Annotated in this window: 16 protein-coding genes; 4 read left to right on the top strand and 12 right to left on the bottom strand. The window is 29.0% G+C overall.

Translation table 11 applies throughout. The features are described from left to right. Window positions 1-1,044 precede the first annotated feature (1,044 nt). From WFZ85_RS00180 to WFZ85_RS00125, 12 genes are all read right to left on the bottom strand, one after another. Window positions 1,045-1,515, bottom strand: coding sequence for a hypothetical protein (locus WFZ85_RS00180; RefSeq protein ID WP_342694268.1), 471 nt, complete (start codon window positions 1,513-1,515; stop codon window positions 1,045-1,047). A gap of 6 nt (window positions 1,516-1,521) precedes the next feature. Beyond that, window positions 1,522-1,989, bottom strand: a complete 468-nt coding sequence (locus tag WFZ85_RS00175) for a helix-turn-helix domain-containing protein (RefSeq protein WP_342694267.1) — start codon at window positions 1,987-1,989, stop codon at window positions 1,522-1,524. Window positions 1,990-2,008: 19 nt separating this feature from the next. Further along, the gene (locus tag WFZ85_RS00170) at window positions 2,009-2,386 is read right to left on the bottom strand and encodes a hypothetical protein (RefSeq protein WP_342694266.1); all 378 of its coding nucleotides are present in this window, start codon (window positions 2,384-2,386) and stop codon (window positions 2,009-2,011) included. 89 nt (window positions 2,387-2,475) lie between these two features. Continuing rightward, the gene (locus tag WFZ85_RS00165; RefSeq protein ID WP_342694265.1) at window positions 2,476-2,940 is read right to left on the bottom strand and encodes a thermonuclease family protein; all 465 of its coding nucleotides are present in this window, start codon (window positions 2,938-2,940) and stop codon (window positions 2,476-2,478) included. After that, window positions 2,937-3,143: a hypothetical protein gene (locus WFZ85_RS00160; protein WP_342694264.1), complete on the bottom strand. Its 207-nt coding sequence runs from the start codon at window positions 3,141-3,143 to the stop codon at window positions 2,937-2,939. The genes WFZ85_RS00165 and WFZ85_RS00160 overlap by 4 nt, the downstream gene beginning before the upstream one ends. 2 nt (window positions 3,144-3,145) lie before the next feature. After that, the gene (locus WFZ85_RS00155; protein ID WP_342694263.1) at window positions 3,146-5,761 is read right to left on the bottom strand and encodes a DEAD/DEAH box helicase family protein; all 2,616 of its coding nucleotides are present in this window, start codon (window positions 5,759-5,761) and stop codon (window positions 3,146-3,148) included. Between the two features lie 6 nt (window positions 5,762-5,767). Then, window positions 5,768-7,798 (bottom strand): site-specific DNA-methyltransferase, encoded by a 2,031-nt coding sequence (locus WFZ85_RS00150; protein WP_342694262.1) that lies wholly within the window; start codon window positions 7,796-7,798, stop codon window positions 5,768-5,770. Window positions 7,799-7,854: 56 nt separating this feature from the next. Then, window positions 7,855-10,113 carry a DUF3987 domain-containing protein gene (locus tag WFZ85_RS00145; RefSeq protein WP_342694261.1) on the bottom strand — a complete coding sequence of 753 codons (2,259 nt, stop codon included), beginning with the start codon at window positions 10,111-10,113 and terminating at the stop codon, window positions 7,855-7,857. Window positions 10,114-10,115: 2 nt separating this feature from the next. Then, window positions 10,116-10,391, bottom strand: a complete 276-nt coding sequence (locus tag WFZ85_RS00140; protein WP_342694260.1) for a helix-turn-helix domain-containing protein — start codon at window positions 10,389-10,391, stop codon at window positions 10,116-10,118. A 3-nt stretch (window positions 10,392-10,394) separates the two neighbouring features. After that, window positions 10,395-10,682: a helix-turn-helix domain-containing protein gene (locus tag WFZ85_RS00135; protein WP_342694259.1), complete on the bottom strand. Its 288-nt coding sequence runs from the start codon at window positions 10,680-10,682 to the stop codon at window positions 10,395-10,397. A gap of 101 nt (window positions 10,683-10,783) precedes the next feature. After that, on the bottom strand, window positions 10,784-11,998 hold the full coding sequence (locus tag WFZ85_RS00130; RefSeq protein WP_342694258.1) for a hypothetical protein: 1,215 nt from the start codon (window positions 11,996-11,998) through the stop codon (window positions 10,784-10,786). Between the two features lie 51 nt (window positions 11,999-12,049). After that, window positions 12,050-13,282, bottom strand: coding sequence for a tyrosine-type recombinase/integrase (locus WFZ85_RS00125; RefSeq protein WP_342694257.1), 1,233 nt, complete (start codon window positions 13,280-13,282; stop codon window positions 12,050-12,052). Window positions 13,283-13,751: 469 nt separating this feature from the next. Here WFZ85_RS00125 and WFZ85_RS00120 point away from each other — a divergent pair, with 469 nt between their 5' ends. The 4 genes from WFZ85_RS00120 (at window position 13,752) to WFZ85_RS00105 (ending at window position 16,954) form a co-directional block, all read left to right on the top strand. Continuing rightward, the gene (locus tag WFZ85_RS00120; RefSeq protein WP_342694256.1) at window positions 13,752-14,999 is read left to right on the top strand and encodes a site-specific integrase; all 1,248 of its coding nucleotides are present in this window, start codon (window positions 13,752-13,754) and stop codon (window positions 14,997-14,999) included. A gap of 75 nt (window positions 15,000-15,074) precedes the next feature. After that, complete coding sequence (locus tag WFZ85_RS00115) at window positions 15,075-15,674, top strand: SCO family protein (RefSeq protein WP_342694255.1); 600 nt, start codon at window positions 15,075-15,077, stop codon at window positions 15,672-15,674. A gap of 5 nt (window positions 15,675-15,679) precedes the next feature. Beyond that, window positions 15,680-16,051 (top strand): hypothetical protein, encoded by a 372-nt coding sequence (locus tag WFZ85_RS00110; RefSeq protein WP_342694254.1) that lies wholly within the window; start codon window positions 15,680-15,682, stop codon window positions 16,049-16,051. 36 nt (window positions 16,052-16,087) lie between these two features. Next, window positions 16,088-16,954, top strand: a complete 867-nt coding sequence (locus tag WFZ85_RS00105) for a helix-turn-helix domain-containing protein (protein ID WP_342694253.1) — start codon at window positions 16,088-16,090, stop codon at window positions 16,952-16,954. Window positions 16,955-16,967: the final 13 nt, after the last annotated feature.

Here is a 16,967-nt window from a genome sequence, read left to right as displayed (position 1 = left end):
TTCAATCGGAGTGAAAAACGTCTGGCATTATTTTAAAAAAAATTGCACCCTAAGGGGTTTGGGGAAATGGGAGATTTCCCCAACTGAACTCTACCTAGTGCGTTGGCAGTAGCGAAACAAGGGTATAGTTTTTTATTTGCTTTATGGGTTTTTCTGATTGTTTTTATTGACGGCTTGATGCTAGATTGGTCTTTTTAAATTTGGGTTTGTTTGTTTATTGAAATGTTCTACGACATTGTATAGCATCAAGACGACTTAAAAACAATTTACTACCAATGTTCTGGTAAATAAAAAACTATACTCTTGTGGGCAAATTTGATTTTTGAGGATGCCTGATTTGTCTTTTGAAATGGGTATTTTCTATTTACTACTAATATTGTTGTGATACGTTATGGCATCTTCAAAAAACAATGAAAATACTTTACCGCTTTTGGGTGGGAGCGTTGGCTGAGCGGATATTTTACATAATGAAATTATAGTTCTAAAAAAAAAACATCAAAAATATTAACGCTTTTTTTTGAACTATAATGTTGCCTTCATTATGTAAAATAGCTTGGGAGTGGTTTTTAGCGTTGGGAAGCTCTTGTTTTTCGAGCGTTGGGAAAGTGCAGGGCTTTTTTTGCCTGTTTTATGTGCGATGGGTTTGGGAAAATAAAACAGGCAAAAAATGCTTTGCACAGCTGGGGAAAAAACAAGTGCTTAGAGCGTTGGGAGAAAACCACTTGAGCGGTGGGAGAGCGTTGGACTGGGTGGGTGAAAATACGTCAGCGATAGCGTTCCTATTTCTTTTATTGGTTTCTTATTAATTATTAACGAAATGAAGCAAACAAAGAATTGATGCTAGGAATACTTGGACTAGGAGCGATTTTTGTGCAGATGAATGAGGTAATTATTATAAATGTTTACAAAAAACAAACAGTAAATAAATAGAAAAAAAAAGATATTCGTAGTTAATTTATAATAAATCAAACTGAAATTTAATTACGACAAATACAATAACAAAAAATTATGTTTTTAATAAAAACTATTAATAACACAGATTAATTAATTTTCTTCTAAATTGTCATTCTTTAAAAGGTTTTTAACTAGATCACTAGGATTAAATAATGGTAAATAAAGTTTGTTTAAAAATGAACCTGCTGTTTTAGCAATTATAATTCCTCTAGATGAGGAAATAGAAAGACCTATAATAGTTTCCAATATAACATTTGGGATATTGACACCGCCATTGTTATTATCAGAGATAATATTCTTTAAATTGTTAATTTTATATTCAAATAAACCTTTAAATTCAATTAACTTAATTTTATATTCATCTTCATTAATATAATCGTATATAATATTAAGATGAATACCTATTATTTCTTCATCTATATTGTGAGTTATTTTAAGACCAAGACCGATTTTTAAAAATTCTTCATTAAAATCATTTATGAAGCTATCATCAGGTTCTTTAAAATTAAATTCGTCTATTTTAACTTTATTAAGGCGAAGTGAAAATTCTATGTTAGACATAATCAATTAATTAATACAATTATTTATTTTAAGTGGAGTATTGAATTTAAAATCAATATCCGCAGAAATGTCCTTTACTCTAGTTTTATCTGAAAAATGTTTCCTAGAAAAAGATTTAAAATCACCCTCTTTGAAAAGATGTAAATCAGAATAATCTATAACAATTTGTATTTGTTTTCTTTGCTTATCAAGTAAACCATGATAATCATCAAATAAATAATCATTTATTTTTTCGTACTCAAGTACAGGAACTCTATCAAAAGCAAGTGATAATTCAATAAGCTTACTTATTTTGTGGTCAAAATTACCATTAAGAATTTGAGTGATATAACCTTTTGAAACACCTAATTTTGTTGCTAGTTGGGTTTTATTTAAATTATTTTCTTTCATGTATTTATTAATCAATTCAAATAAATCCAATTGAATTTTTGTAATCCAATATTCTTTACTTTTTAAAAGCTCTTCTCTTTTCATTTGATTATAAATTAATTAATTATATACTTAAGAATTGTTTTTTTATAGAACGAAATGCTTTTATATCTTTTTTCTGGTCTTTTTTATAACCACCTAACACAATTATTTTACCACCAAATTGTTGTATTGAATAAATTCGTAGATGCTTAGATTTAAATTCGTACTCTCTAACGTTTTCTTTTTTTGGTGTTATGTCTCTAAATTTAGTATCTGGTAAAGTTTTATTATTTGCAACATATTCCATTAAAGTTAACAATTGTTTGAACTCACTTTCATAAGTGGTATCAGCTAAATCTTTTTCAAAAGCATCCAACTGTTTAACCCCATTTATTTCTAATTGAGAAAAAACCTGTTTACCTTTTATTGTTTCTATTTTATGAAGTGCAAATTTAGACATAATTTGTTTAGTTCCAACTAAACTTTTGATTTATTATTAAAAAAAAATGTTAATTTTCATTCAAACTTAATGAAAACAAAATAATATAACTAATTATTACGCCATTCTGAAGGATTTATTGGATTGTTATCTAACCATAAACCTATTTTATTTTTTCTAGCATTCTCTTCTAGTAAAGCTAACTCTTTTGATGTTGAATATCTTTTGTAATGCCAACCCATACCTGCTTTTATGATTTCAGCTGATAAGTATTTATTGTCTGTATCGTAGTATATCATTGCTATACTTCTGCCATATCTATCTGTATCTGTAACAACATATTTTATTGTTTTAAGATAGATTTGGTCTGATGTAAATTGCTTTGCTTTTGTGCCGAATGGTTGGCTTTTCTCTGGGCAATCTACTTCTGCTAACCTTAATGTGGTTTGATTATTCAAACTGTCTAAAACTACAACTGTATCACCATCTTTTATACCAACAATTTTTGCAGTGAAAGTAGTTTGACTAAATGTAGTTAAAGAGATAAAAAGGAAAAACGAAATCAATCTTATCATAATGAAAATATTTTTTTATATTCCTCTAATTCTTTTAATGTCTTTATAATAATACGTTCAGCACCATCCGATTTTTCTATAATTACAATGTTATTATTTTCGATTTCTTCTTTTAAACTATCTAAAAAATCAACAAATAAATAAGTTCTTCCTAAAGAAAATAAATCTAAAAAAGTTGTTTCTTTAATAATATATTCTTTCATAATTATATGTTTTTTAAACGTTCTTCAAAAATATCTTCTCTATTTTCCTTGTTATAAAATGGCATACCAATTAATTTATAGCTTTGATTTTGATACAATTCAATAACAGCATGGTTTTCTATATCTTTTAAGAAATCTTCTTTCCATTGGTCTGTATATAGTAATTGTTCTCCTTTTGGTTCAATAAATAATTGGTAAATTACTTCTTCGCCCGATAGCTTTTCTGTCATAAACAAAACAAAGTCTGGTTCAGTTGCTTTGCCATCACTAAATCTATAAAGTTTGAAGTGTCGTTCGTTTCTTAATAGATATATGTCTGAATACTTTTGTTTTAAATCTTCAATTTGACTTTCAAAGAATTTTACTAAAAACTTCTCTTCTGATGAACCATAGTTTTCGTTAAAAGCATACCAATTTGCTTTATTTAAATCAACATAGAATTTAGGATCTATATCATGACGCATTGTTGGTTTACCTGTTTCCGCTGTTGGACTTGTATTAACTGAGAATGAAAGTTTTTTATTTCTAAAATGTTTTCTAATAGGTTCTCGATAGAATGATTTTGTACCTCTGTAATCACCAAACTTGGTTGAAATTTCATCTGCTATTTTATTGGCAACATATACAACAATATCTAACTTTTGAAAAGCTGTTAATTCTTTGGTGTCTTTTTCTAATCCTGTAACATCAACACTAATACCACCTAGATATTTATCGTTAGATACAAAATCAAGCATTGATTTAATAGATGGAAAGAACTTTTGTAAATTATTAAATCTGTAAAATGGTATTTTATTTAATGCTTTTAATAGAATTGTTTTATCCCAAACATTAAACTTATGTGTATTCATGTAATTAGCTGCAACACGATTGGCTTTCATACTTGCTTCATCAAATATAGTATTAACAGCTGAACGGTTTGTTCTTAGTGCATAAGTATATCTTTTTACAATATCCGGCTCTTGATATTCTAATAGTGTTTTAGGATTATTTAAAACTTTCTTGTTTAAAAGAATAAAGCCATTTTTATAAAAATTAGTTTCTTTAAATTCGTCTTTTAAATATAAATCAACTTCTACTTTTTCATCAGGGAATAAACCAATTTGTTTTAATGCTTGGTTTAATTCTGAAATATATTTTGGATTATGTGAACAATGATAATGTAATGTTTCACAAATTCTTAATGTATTTGTTATATCATCATCATACTTTCTTTTATCTAAATCTTGATTTTCATCTAATTTAAAAGGAAAATATCTTGCACCTCTACCAATTAATTGGGCTTCTTGGACTGTTGTTTTACCTGGTTTGTTTCCTGTAGCATCACGAGTATCATATAAACGAACAATATCAAATAAGTTTAATACATCCCAACCTTCATTTAATTTATCAACTGCAAATACAGCTCTAAATTCGTTATCAATGTCCTCTAAACTATTAATAGTAATTTGCTTTTCGTCTGTATCGTTTTTAGAATTAACAGAAATAATTTTGTCAGCCGAAAAATCTTCTTTTAATTCATCTATTAAACTTTGATATGAAATATTTAAACTTTCAAAATACTTTAATGCTTCTACTAATACTTCATTATCTAATTTTATAATGTTTTTTAATTTATCTTCATTCAGATTTTTAATTGCTTCAATAAATTTTTCCTCCATTACAGCACTTTCTGCTGTGGTTTTGGATTTTAGCATCACAACAGGTTTTGCCAAAATACCATTTGAAGCAAATACTTTCTTTTTATATTGACTTATTATTGACGCAACAATTGCTCTTTGAATAGGTTCGAAATCTACTTGATTTGTTTTAACTTCTTTAGAGTATTTATCTTCTCTGAATTTTGCTAAAGGATAATCGTATAATAATTTATTATTGTATTTAGCTGCAATATTTGGGTGTGACAATTCTAATGTGGCTGTAAACTCCATCATTATATTATCAGGATTAGAATGAAATATTCTATCAACTGTGTTTTCCCAAGTAACCGATATTTCTTTTTCTTGTGCTGTTAGTGTTTTTTTTGTTAAAGCGTTTATATGGTGAGCTTCATCTGAAATTAAAACTACTTTTCTATTTACAAAATCATCAAATGTAATGCTGTTTTCTCTTGGATTATTTAATTTGGTATGCAAACCTTGAATAGTAGAAAATAAAATACTAATATTATCTTCATTCGTACTCTCAAAACTATCTACTTCATCAATTGATACATTTACACCATTGATATTAATTACTTCCTTAAAAAGGTATTTAGAGCTTTTTGGATTAAGAAAATTTTCTTTTGTTTTACGGATAATAGTATCTGTATTTACAAAAAAGATAAAATTGCGATAACCCATGTTGTATAATTCTAACATAGCACCAGCCATTACAAGCGTTTTACCACTTCCTGTAGCCATGTGAAATAATACTTGTGATGGTCTTGCTCTTAATTTTGAATTATTTAAATAATAGTCTAATGCTGTGAAAGCTTCTGTTTGATATTCACGAGAACCAAACCTTAAATTATTTTTTATGATTGGAGATAATACCACTGCTAAATCGCCATCCTCAATTTTGGAAGCAATTCTTTTATCTAAACGTTGATATGTATCTACTTGGTTGAATAATGACATATCAGTTTACTTTTTAGAATAAAATTGTTTGTTTAACTCTTTATCTTCTTGACTTACGTTAAAGGTATCATCATTAATTTCAGAATAATTAACATACAACTGATTTTTATCTAAAACCTCTATTAAATATTGCTTCATGTCTTCGATAGGTGCTGTTTTAAATGCATCTAATCTTTCATTGAACGTTTTTTTGTCGAATTGATAAGATAAAAATGCTGTATCCTGCATTTCGTTCCAAATATTGATTAATTGCTCTTTTGTTTTTGCAACTTCAATTAAAGCAATGTATTTCTGATTGTATTGCATTAGTTCTGCATAAACAAATGAACCACCACCTTTCCAATTATATTTTTTGGAAATATTATTATCATCACCTTTTATAACATCTTTAAGTCTTTTTTTAATTAATTCAATTTGATTATCAATTTGTTCTAAACCAATGTATTTACGTTTTGTCTTGTGAGCAACAGCAGCAGTAGTACCACTACCTAAATGAAAGTCTAAAACTATGTCATCTTCTATTGTTGTAAGCCTTATTATATTTTCAATAAGTCGTTCTGGTTTTTGACCATTATCTAAATGTACTACACTTTCCTTATTTATGTTGCCTAAGTCAATATGAAAACCAGACCACCAGTCACCCCTCAATGTTGATAAACCTTTAGTGCTATAATAGTCATCACAATCTTTTAATTTTTCTGACAATCTAAATCTTTGTTTAAGTTCTCCGTTATTATCAATGCCGTATAAATATTCTTTGCCGTTTTTATGTTTATAGTAATAAACTTTATTAGTAAGTAAATTCGTTTTGTCTATACCATCTATTGCTACCATTCTATCTGTACGAACGATTTTAGACGCATATTTATGAATAAATGTTCTGAATGCATCTAATTGTTCATAAGCTATTGCAATTTGGTTTATTGTAAATTTAGTATCACCCCCTTTATCTTTAATAATCCCTGAATATATTAATAGCTTTTTTATTTCATCGTTTCTTAAACAAAATTCAGTTAAACTACTCTCCGTATCATCATCATTTATAAATATTGAATAATGAGTATCATATGATGAAAGTTCATATAAAGGTTGCAAACCAATTTTATTATCCCCATTATTTGAATAAATATGGATGTATTCACCATTTTTAACTATCCTTCCTTCTTTTGCTGCTTTTACTTTTTCACCTTGAACATTACTCATTTGAACATGTAATGTTTTTACAAAATTATTTCTACTAAATACCTCATCACAGAGTACTTTTAAATATGCTTGTTCGTTATCATCACATTGAATAAAAATTACACCATTATCTTTTAATAATTTTTTAGCAATTACTAAGCGATTTTTCATAAATGTTAACCAAGTCGAGTGATTAAATTTATCATTATAACCAAAACTATCAGATCCTGTGTTGTAAGGTGGGTCAATATAAATTAATTTAATTTTACCTCTATGAGTTTTTACAAGTGATGCAAGTGCTAAAAGATTATTGCCTTTAATGATAAGATTTTCATCGCCTTTTAATTCAGTTACTTTATGTTCACCTTCTTTATCAAACTTTTTGAAATTGGTTAATACTTTAGCATCTAATAATCTATCTACACTGTCGGGAGCAAGAGTTTCATTCCAAAAGATTTCATTTCTTTTTTGGTCTTCTTTAGTTTGACCACCCTCTAAAACACAGTCTTTGTGAGGCCATGCTAAAACAACTTCATTTGAAGTAGAAATGAAATTATCCAAATCATCATCATTAGTAATTAAACCAATTTTGTTTTTAAAAGCGGTATAACTGTCTGGAAGAAAAGATTTATTGTTTACAAAACGTTGGAACTTGATTTTGTCAAATACTAATACACTTTCTACTTCTTGAAAGAAATGTTTTTTAAATGTATCGTTTTTGATTAACAAAGAAATTAATTGAGGTTCAACTTTTAAAGCTAATTCAACGATTTTATTTTTATTTAAATGACCATCTATTACAAGATTATCTTCGTGTTTTAATAGGTCTATAAGTTCGTTTTGTAAGTTTTGCATTTTGTAAAAAATTTTAAAAGGCTAAATGTAAGAATAAAATAAGAATTTTTTGTTATTTAAACTTTCTCATAAAACCCTGTTTTAGGTTGTGTTAAGTATTTACCCAAACACGATTTAAGAAAGTTACCCACTGAACGCTCTCCAATATCAAACTTTTTACCGATTTCAATTGCTTCTTTTCTTTGGAATTTATTAGGTAACGCATCAAAAAACTTCTTTTTATTTTCTCCTGATTTGAATGGTCCTTGTTCTCCTTGCTTTGGTAGATTAGTAAACATTATTACGCTGTGTTGAATGTAAGTTTTAGTTAACGTTAATGCTGTTTCAAAATCAGTATCTGAACAATAGATTTCTTTGTGATAATCATTTGTTGCAAACTTTCTTATAGCTGTGAAAATCATACAAAAACGGTATAATATCAACCCTAAACGCTTTACTATACTCAAAGCATCTTCACTAACAAACGTGTTTATTTGTTCTAAAAACGAACTGAAAATAGGGTTAAATCTATCCCATTGTTCACCAGTTAAATGTAAAATCAATTCTTCTCTTTCGTAAAACTCTACCAACTTTAAAACTAGTTTAGATTGTGTAATAAAATAGTCTGTTAAGTTTACCGGATTTCCTTTTGGTGATGGGTCTAACCAAACTGCATCTGTTTTGAACACATAGAAAATAAATCTACTAAACAAACCATCTTCAGCTGATGAAATAACATTAAAAACTTGTTTCGGTGTTCCTGATAAAGCTACCGATAGTTGTGGATTATTGACCTCTATATATTCACCATCTGTTTTAACGCTTTTTGATACTTTTTCGTGATGAAAACATTTTCTCAACAAATCGGAATACGCACCCCAATCATTTTTAAAAGCTTGTCCCATAGTGTCTGCTTCGGTTTCACAAATAATTCCTTTCCCTTCATTCCATTCTAAATGGTTCATCATTTTTGCATTACTTATACTTGCTGGAATATAAACTACTTTGAATTTTGGAGCTTGTGGCATTTCTTGTCCTTGTTCTAGTTTCCCTTTTGACTTTAGCATTTTATAAGCTGCTAAATTTTCATCATATCTCTTTTTATCCTCAATTGAAGTAGCTAATGTTTTATCATGGTATTTATCGGCTAATGCTTTTGCAAATTTTAATGCACCTTTACCAGAAGCTGCTGGAGCTAATATGAAAGAAAACAAACTAGGATAAACTATACTACCACTATACAAACCTGATACATTAGGTAAGCAACCTGAGATAATTGCTAAAGCACCCGTTAGAAAAACATCTCTTTCTCTTTCTTGAGTGAATGCTTGACAGCTTTCAAACAAAATAGGTGGTAGGTTATCGTAAACCGATTGTGGAATTGTTGGAGTTGCTTTTAGACAATCTTCATAATCATCAAAATTATTGTCAGTATTTATAACACTATCTGTTTTGGAACTTTGCATGTTTGCAAACTTTGCAAACTTTGCAAAGTCTGCACTTTGGTTTTTATATGTGCTGTTTACCGTTGCTTTTATTTCTCTTTCTTCTAAATCAAAATTATTAATACAATAGTTCAATGTATCATCTTCATAAATACCAAACTTATTAGCATTGCAAGAGAATAAGAAAATAAAATTGTTTCTATTTCCGTTGTAATATTGTTCTTTTTGCTCCGTAAACTTTAAGCATTTATCTAATAATTCATCAGTCGTAAGGTCGTGTTTGACTTCTTTTTGTGGTTCTGTTTTTAATGGTTTAATTTCTTCCTTTACTTCAAAAATTACTGCATTTTCATTTATAAATAATTCTGTATCACAAGAAACAAAACACAATCGGGTAATGTCTTTACATTTTGCATCAAAATCATAACCTGATAATTCTTTATAAAAATTTGCGATTTGATTGTAAACTGTTGTGTGTTGCTCTGCATTTGAATTGACTTTAATGAATACTTTTAAACCTTCGTTACTTGGACTTATAAATGATGCAAACGTGTATCTACAGCCATTTACAAGCGTTACAAGATTGTTTATTTCAGTTAATGGTATATCATCAAAATCTAAACATACTACTTGTGAATAGGTTACTATATTTGCTTTTGTTCTGCTTTCTCCAAATGTTCCAGAAGTTGTAAAACCTAATAAATTACTTTTGATTTCTTCGGCTGTTTTTTCGTCTCCTTTATGTAAAGCATATCGGATAGAATTAATTTCACTTTGATATTTATCGGATTTTATTTCTTGTAATACTTCTAAAAGATTTCTTTCGCCTAAGTTGTATTTGAACTCTTGATAAACACTAACCATCAGTTTACTATTTGCTATCTGTTCCATTGTTACTTAGTATTATAGTTATCATTTAGTAATTTTTGGATATCTGAAAGTCTGTAATAGATTTTATTACCTACTTGAGAGAACTCGATAATTTTCTTGTTTCTCCATTCCTGTGCTGTTCTTTTACTGATATTCATTAGTTTCATAAATTCACCGTTATCAAAAAAAACATCTTCGGGATCAAACTTTTCATTCATTTTCATTTTGGCTACAACAAATGTTATCTGTGTATCTAACCTGTTTAAAATGTTTTCAATTCTTTCTTCGTAATTTCTCATAGCTTACTTTTTTAATAGGGTTAAACATTCCATTATTTCAGTCTTTTTGTAATAACGTCTTGCACCTATGCCATAAGCCTTGACTTTACCATTGTTTGTCCATGCCCATAAAGTGCTGCTATCAATTTTTAGAAATTGGCAGGTTTCTTCTCTGGTCATTAATTCTTCTGAATTGTCTTTTGTTTGAAGTTCCTTTTGAAGTTCAATAATTCCGTTTCTAACGGATGTACCAATTAGCTGTTGAAGTTGCTCAACAGTTAGGGTTTGAAGTAAAATTGCATTGTTTTGCATGACTTGTTATATTTAAGATTAACAAGTCAAAGGTTGGTACGAGGTCGTGTTGTGGATTGAATGAAATCGTGTGTTTTATGACACGGTTGTTTTGAGCTCTTTTAAATTCTATTATAAATGCCTTCTCTCAAATCGTTATTACCTAATTGACTAATTGGTTTAAGCCTATCTAGATGTATTTCAAAAGAGGATAAGAAATCAATAAACTCTAATTGCTTTAAGTCTTTGTAAATAAGATGGTCTTTTTTCATCCTATGAAATACAAAGCTATAATTCGCTAAATTTTGGTTGGACTTTTCAAATTCATCATAAAGATTTTTGAATTTTATATAAGCATCAACACTTGTGAAAATTCTAGGATATGGATTATCTTCACTTGGAAATTTGGTTTCCGTTTCTCTACTTTCAACTTTTACTACTTCCGGGCTTTTGGTTGTAGGTTTCATTAAATCAGAGATTGATTTTTTTCTTGTTTGTTCTTCAACTTCATCTGGAGTTTGAAAAGAATTAAATTCTTCAATTCTGTCCCAAGCTATTGAAGTTATTACATCACAATCATGGCAAAACGCTTTATTGTTGTAAGCTTTTACATTATCAAAGTTTGTTTTATCATAATCAACTCTGATTTGTTCTGTTAGACCCCAATATTGCCCAACACGTTTACAGTTTTCATAATTGTAATTTTCTGATTTTCTTGTGAAATAAAACAACTCTGTAAAAGCAGTATTAAAATCAAAATGCTTGTAATCGTTTATTGTGCCTGACATGAAAGCTTCCAATTTGAAAAAAGCATCATTAAGTTTCTTAACTACTTTATCATAATTCAATTCGCTATCGTTTGGGATATCAAGGAATGATTTATAAGTGAAATAACTATTTACATCACAAACCCCTTGAACAAAGTCTTTTAAAGGCTTGTAATCATAACCTAAACTTTCAATAACACTTTCAAATTGATAACGCTCAAAATCTTTAATATCACTGTTTACTAATTCTTCAAAAAGCTCATAGTATTCAGTAAATAGAAAATTTTTAGTGATGATTTCTCGTAATTCTTCAAACTCAGTATTTAATGGGTCGGGAGTTGTTAAAGCGTTAAGATAACCTGCAATGATTGGATTGCATTTACTTAGTCTTTTTTTGAATTTCTGAACCTTTTTAGTAGTTATAGTTTGTTTTTCGGCATCATCAGAACATAGAGAATAGTCAAGTCTGCCCAAGTCTCTTTCTTGCTGCTCAATGCTGAAAATTTCCATGTTTACAAAATCCAACAGGAAGTCTAAAACTTCTTGTTCTTTATCGCTTAACTTACCCATCAGTTTGCGTAATTATTTAAAAAATGTGAAAGTATGAAAAACCTTTAAAAATTAAAAGTAATTTGTTAACTCCATTGCAATATCCTTGTTACTCTTACCGATGTAAGTTAAAAACATTGCTTCTGTTGTATGCCCTGTAATGTACATTAAAAATGAGGTCGGAATTTTACCATAATTATTAGTTGCAAAGCTTCTTCTTCCGATATGAGAAGAAACCAACAAATGTTTTGGATAATCTTTTGTAACCTTTTCTTTTTTGTCATGGTCGAATAATGTACCGTGAGTAGGAGTGTTGATTTTTGCTTTCTCGCATACTTTTTTGATATGCTCATTATAACGCTGGTCTGATATTTTTCTTGGAAAATTACCATCGTATTTCTTCATTATTTCAATGATTTTTGAATGAAGCGGTATTGTCATTATCTTATCTGTTTTAACCTGTGTAAACTCGATTAATGGCTTTAATTCTCCTGCTTTGTTCTTTTCGTATCTAATCATCGATTTATCAAAACGTAAAAAATCGGAAACCCTTTGCCCACAATAACAACTTATCAATAACCAATCACGTGCATTTTCTAAACCATCGGTTAGATCCTTACTTTTTAGTTTTTCTATTTCTGCAATTTCCTTTTCATCTAAATAGATATTTTCAACTTTATGATATTTTGCTTTAATACTATCAAGCTGATAATGTGTTTCTACTCCGTTAGCTTTTGCATGGCGACAAAATGTTTTTATAAAACGAATGTTTCTTGCTGTTGTGTTTGGTGCATAACCAACACTAATGCAATATTTTTCAAAGTCCATTTTGAATTTAGCATCAATATCACGAATGTATAAAACTGATTTTGTGTGTTCTTGATAACGCATAAGCAAATGCTTAATAACATTGCACTTTGTAATAGTGCTGCTTTTTACATCGGCTTTTTTAAACTCAATGAATGTATCAATATAATCTACTAATTTATCTGGATGCTTTTCTTGTTCCTGTGGTGGATTGATAAAATCTTTTAACCATTGAGCATCTATAACCTTGTTACCCTTGCTTCGGTTGTACTCTTTTAATAGGTCGTTTTTTAATGTAGACAAATCTGTATCCAGGTTTGCAATATCAATATCTTTTAAAGCTTTCTTTGTTGGTCTCTGTTCTGCATCATCCCAATTGATTGGGTCGATATGATAATTTGTTTTAGCTTTGATGTCAAGTGTTCGTCCATCACGTAAACGAATGTAAATTACCGCAGGACTTTTTTTGCTCTGAAGGAGTAGATAAATAGATGCCATATTTTTGCCTTTTTATGTTCCATAAAGATACAAAATCTAGTCCACATTTAGTCCACATTTGTCAAAAATTATCCTAATTTATCCAATATCATCCAATACCTTTTATTTAAAAAAACTTTGTAAAGTATTGATTTTATTGACTTTTTGTATATAAATAGGAATTTTTAATTTTTGGAAGTTTGGAAAGTTGTAGTCCCTCTTTCTCCGCAAGTAGAAATACAAACGGTACTAAAACCCACTAAATTCAGCAATTTAGTGGGTTTTTACTTTTAGGGCTATATCAAATTATTCATTAAATCTCAAAGTTTAGGTGTCTTTCAAGGTGTCACTAAAAAATTAAATTTTAAGTGACACCTCGCAACGAAAGCACCGCTCCTACAAGGTGTTCAATAGCATATTCAAAAAATGTACATCTTGTGTGTAGTTGTTAAATCGAATAAATTTAATACTAACTTTAAGGTCACCAACAATGAACACATCAGTATCCATTCTCTTCTACATCAAGAGAGCAAAAGCCAACAATTTAGGAGTTTGTCCAATCTATACCAGAGTTACAGTCAATGCCAAACGATTTGAGTTTAGTACCAACAAATACATCAATCCTGATAAATGGTCTTCAGAAGGCAACAAAGTAAAAGGTTCCTCAGAAGAATCTAGAACAATCAATAGTCATCTGGATTATTTAAAAAATCAAGTTTTAGAAGCAGAGAAGAAACTTTTCAAAAAAGACATCAGTTTAAATTCAGAAAATCTAAAGAATGAATTATTTGGTTTATCAGAAACCAAGCGCATGCTCGTTCCTATCTTCCAAGACCACAATAATAAAATCAAAGAATTGGTTGGCAAAGAATATGCTCCTGGAACATTAGAACGCTACACTACTTCACTCAAACATACTATTGAATTCATGCAATGGAAATACAATATTTCCGATATCGATATTACAAAGATTGATCATGCTTTTATAACCGATTACGAGTTTTGGTTACGAAGTGTCAGAAACTGTGCTAATAACACAGCAGTCAAATACCTAAAAAACTTTAACAAAATTATCAAACTTTGTCTGGCCAATGACTGGCTTGATAAAAACCCATTTGCAAATTACAAATCGAAGGTTAAAGAAGTTGAAAGAGTTTATTTATCTGAAGAAGAAATTCAAAATATAATCAACAAAGATTTCAAAACAGAAAGATTATCATTAGTTCGCGATATCTTCCTTTTCAGCTGCTTTACTGGCTTGGCTTACATCGATGTCAAAAACTTAACAAAGTCTCATATAAACTACGGCATCGATGGTGAGAAATGGATTTTCACACATAGACAGAAAACTGAGAGTGCTTCCAAAATTCCTATCCTTCCAGTTACACAAATGATTATTGATAAATACGAAAATCATCCACAATGTATCAATGAAGACAAACTACTACCTATCCTATCCAACCAAAAGATGAATGCGTATTTAAAAGAAATAGCCGGAGTTTGCGAAATCGAAAAAGAACTAACCTTTCATATTGCTCGACATACATTTGCTACTACCGTAACCCTTACAAATGGAGTTCCTATTGAAAGTGTGAGTAAAATGCTTGGACACAAAAACCTTAGAACTACTCAACATTATGCAAAAGTATTAGATAGAAAAGTTAGTGAGGATATGCAGATTTTAAAAAATAAATTTTCATTGCCATCAATAGTAAATGAACAAATTAAATCAAGTTAGTTCATTTACTATTAATAAAAACAAGGAACTTAAAACAAAATAGCATAAAACTACACAAATGCTTATATTTGCCAAATGAAAAAAAGCATTTGGTTTTTATTTTTATTAATAACTATAGGTTGTTCTCAAAAACCCAAAAGATTACCTTTTTTAGGCAATCCGATTATTAAGGGTAATGATACCTTATACCCTAAAATTAAATACTTTTCATTCATAGATCAAGACAGCTCTGTTATAACCAATAATACTTTTGAAAATAAAATCTACGTTGCCGATTTTATTTTTCTTTCTTGCCCTACAATTTGTCCAAAAATGAATTTTGAACTCAATAAAGTTTATGAAATTTATAAAAACAATCCAAAAGTTAATTTTTTATCACACACAATTGATCCCGAAAGAGATAGTATTAAAAGGTTAAAAGAGTTTAAAACATCATTAGGTTTAAATGAAAATTGGCATTTTGTTACCGGAAACAAAGACAGCATTTTTACTATTGCAACAAAAAGTTATTTTACAACAGCTTATCCAGATGAAAAAGAACCCGGTGGATTAGTTCATGGTGGAGGATTTCTGCTAGTTGATATGAAAAAACATATTAGAGGTGTGTACGATGGTACTAATCCTGATGAAACAAAACGATTAATTAACGACATCAAGTTATTATTAACAGAATAGATGAAATGAAAAAAGTAATCGTCCTTTTTTTACTTTTTATTTTTACTTTCCAAATTACGAAAAGTTTTTGGATAATATCCTCTTTCCATATTAACAGAGACTATATAGCTAAAAATATTTGTATCAACAGATTTGATAAAATACCTACTTGTAAAGGACAATGTTTTCTTACCAAAGAGTTGAATAAAGAGCAAAATGAGAATAATAAAAACATAACAATTACTGAAAAGGACACTGTTTTCATTGCTCCGACTTATGATTTAGTCACTTTAATTAAAATCACAATAACTACTGCTAACAAGACAGCTAGTTTATATCAAATCAGTCACTATACTTCTTTCCTTTTTTGTGTATATAATCCACCCGAGTTAGTTTAATAATTCCTAGTAATTATTAATTTAAAACTAACCATTATGCAGTCAAGTTATGTCTTGATATGCGATTTGGTGGATTTTAGCAAAAGTAATTATGATATCTTTTATGATTCCTTAAAAGGATTTAATTCTAAATTCCCATTTGTTGAAGAGTCACACAAACAAAATTTTTACTCTATTTTGTTTTTAGATTCTTGTGATGGTGAAATTGAAATTGATAATTATAAAATTTATTTTAATTGCCCTAAAGTTGTTATTATTCAGCCCTATTGTATTTCCAAAATAAATTTACATCCTGAAGCAACGGGTAAGATAATTTCGTTTACCGAAACATTTTTTTCGTTGCGTTACAACAATAACTCACTAAATGATTTTTCATTTTTTGAGAATGGTTGCAAACCTTTTATGTCTTTAAACTCGTTTCAAAAAGAACATTTACAAACATTTTTTGAATTGTTTGATTATGAATATAACGCGATACTTAAAGACAAGACAAAAGTACTTCGTTCCTATCTGAACATTTTATTAGTTCAACTAGAACGCATTTACAATCCGCAAATAATTACAAAAACCCACAATAGCAAAAACGAAAAAGTAAAAGAGTTTGAAAGATTAGTAGAACAACATTTTAAAGAACATAAAATGCCTTCGTTCTATGCCGAAAAGTTACACGTAACACCTAACTATCTGAACAAGATTTGCAAAAGCGAAGCAAGTAAAACAGCAGGTGATATTGTTAGGAAAAGAATAACCATAGAGGCACAGCGGCTTTTACATTACACCAATCTATCAATAAATGAAATAGCGCACGATCTAGGTTTCGAAAATGTATCCTATTTTATAACCTTTTTCAAAAAGCAAACATTTACAACACCGGAACAATTCAGAAAAAATGCAAGTTATTAAACAACAATTAACA

Source organism: Flavobacterium aureirubrum, from assembly GCF_038739835.1.
GTDB lineage: Bacteria > Bacteroidota > Bacteroidia > Flavobacteriales > Flavobacteriaceae > Flavobacterium > Flavobacterium aureirubrum.
This window is presented reverse-complemented; position numbering and strand designations above follow the sequence as displayed.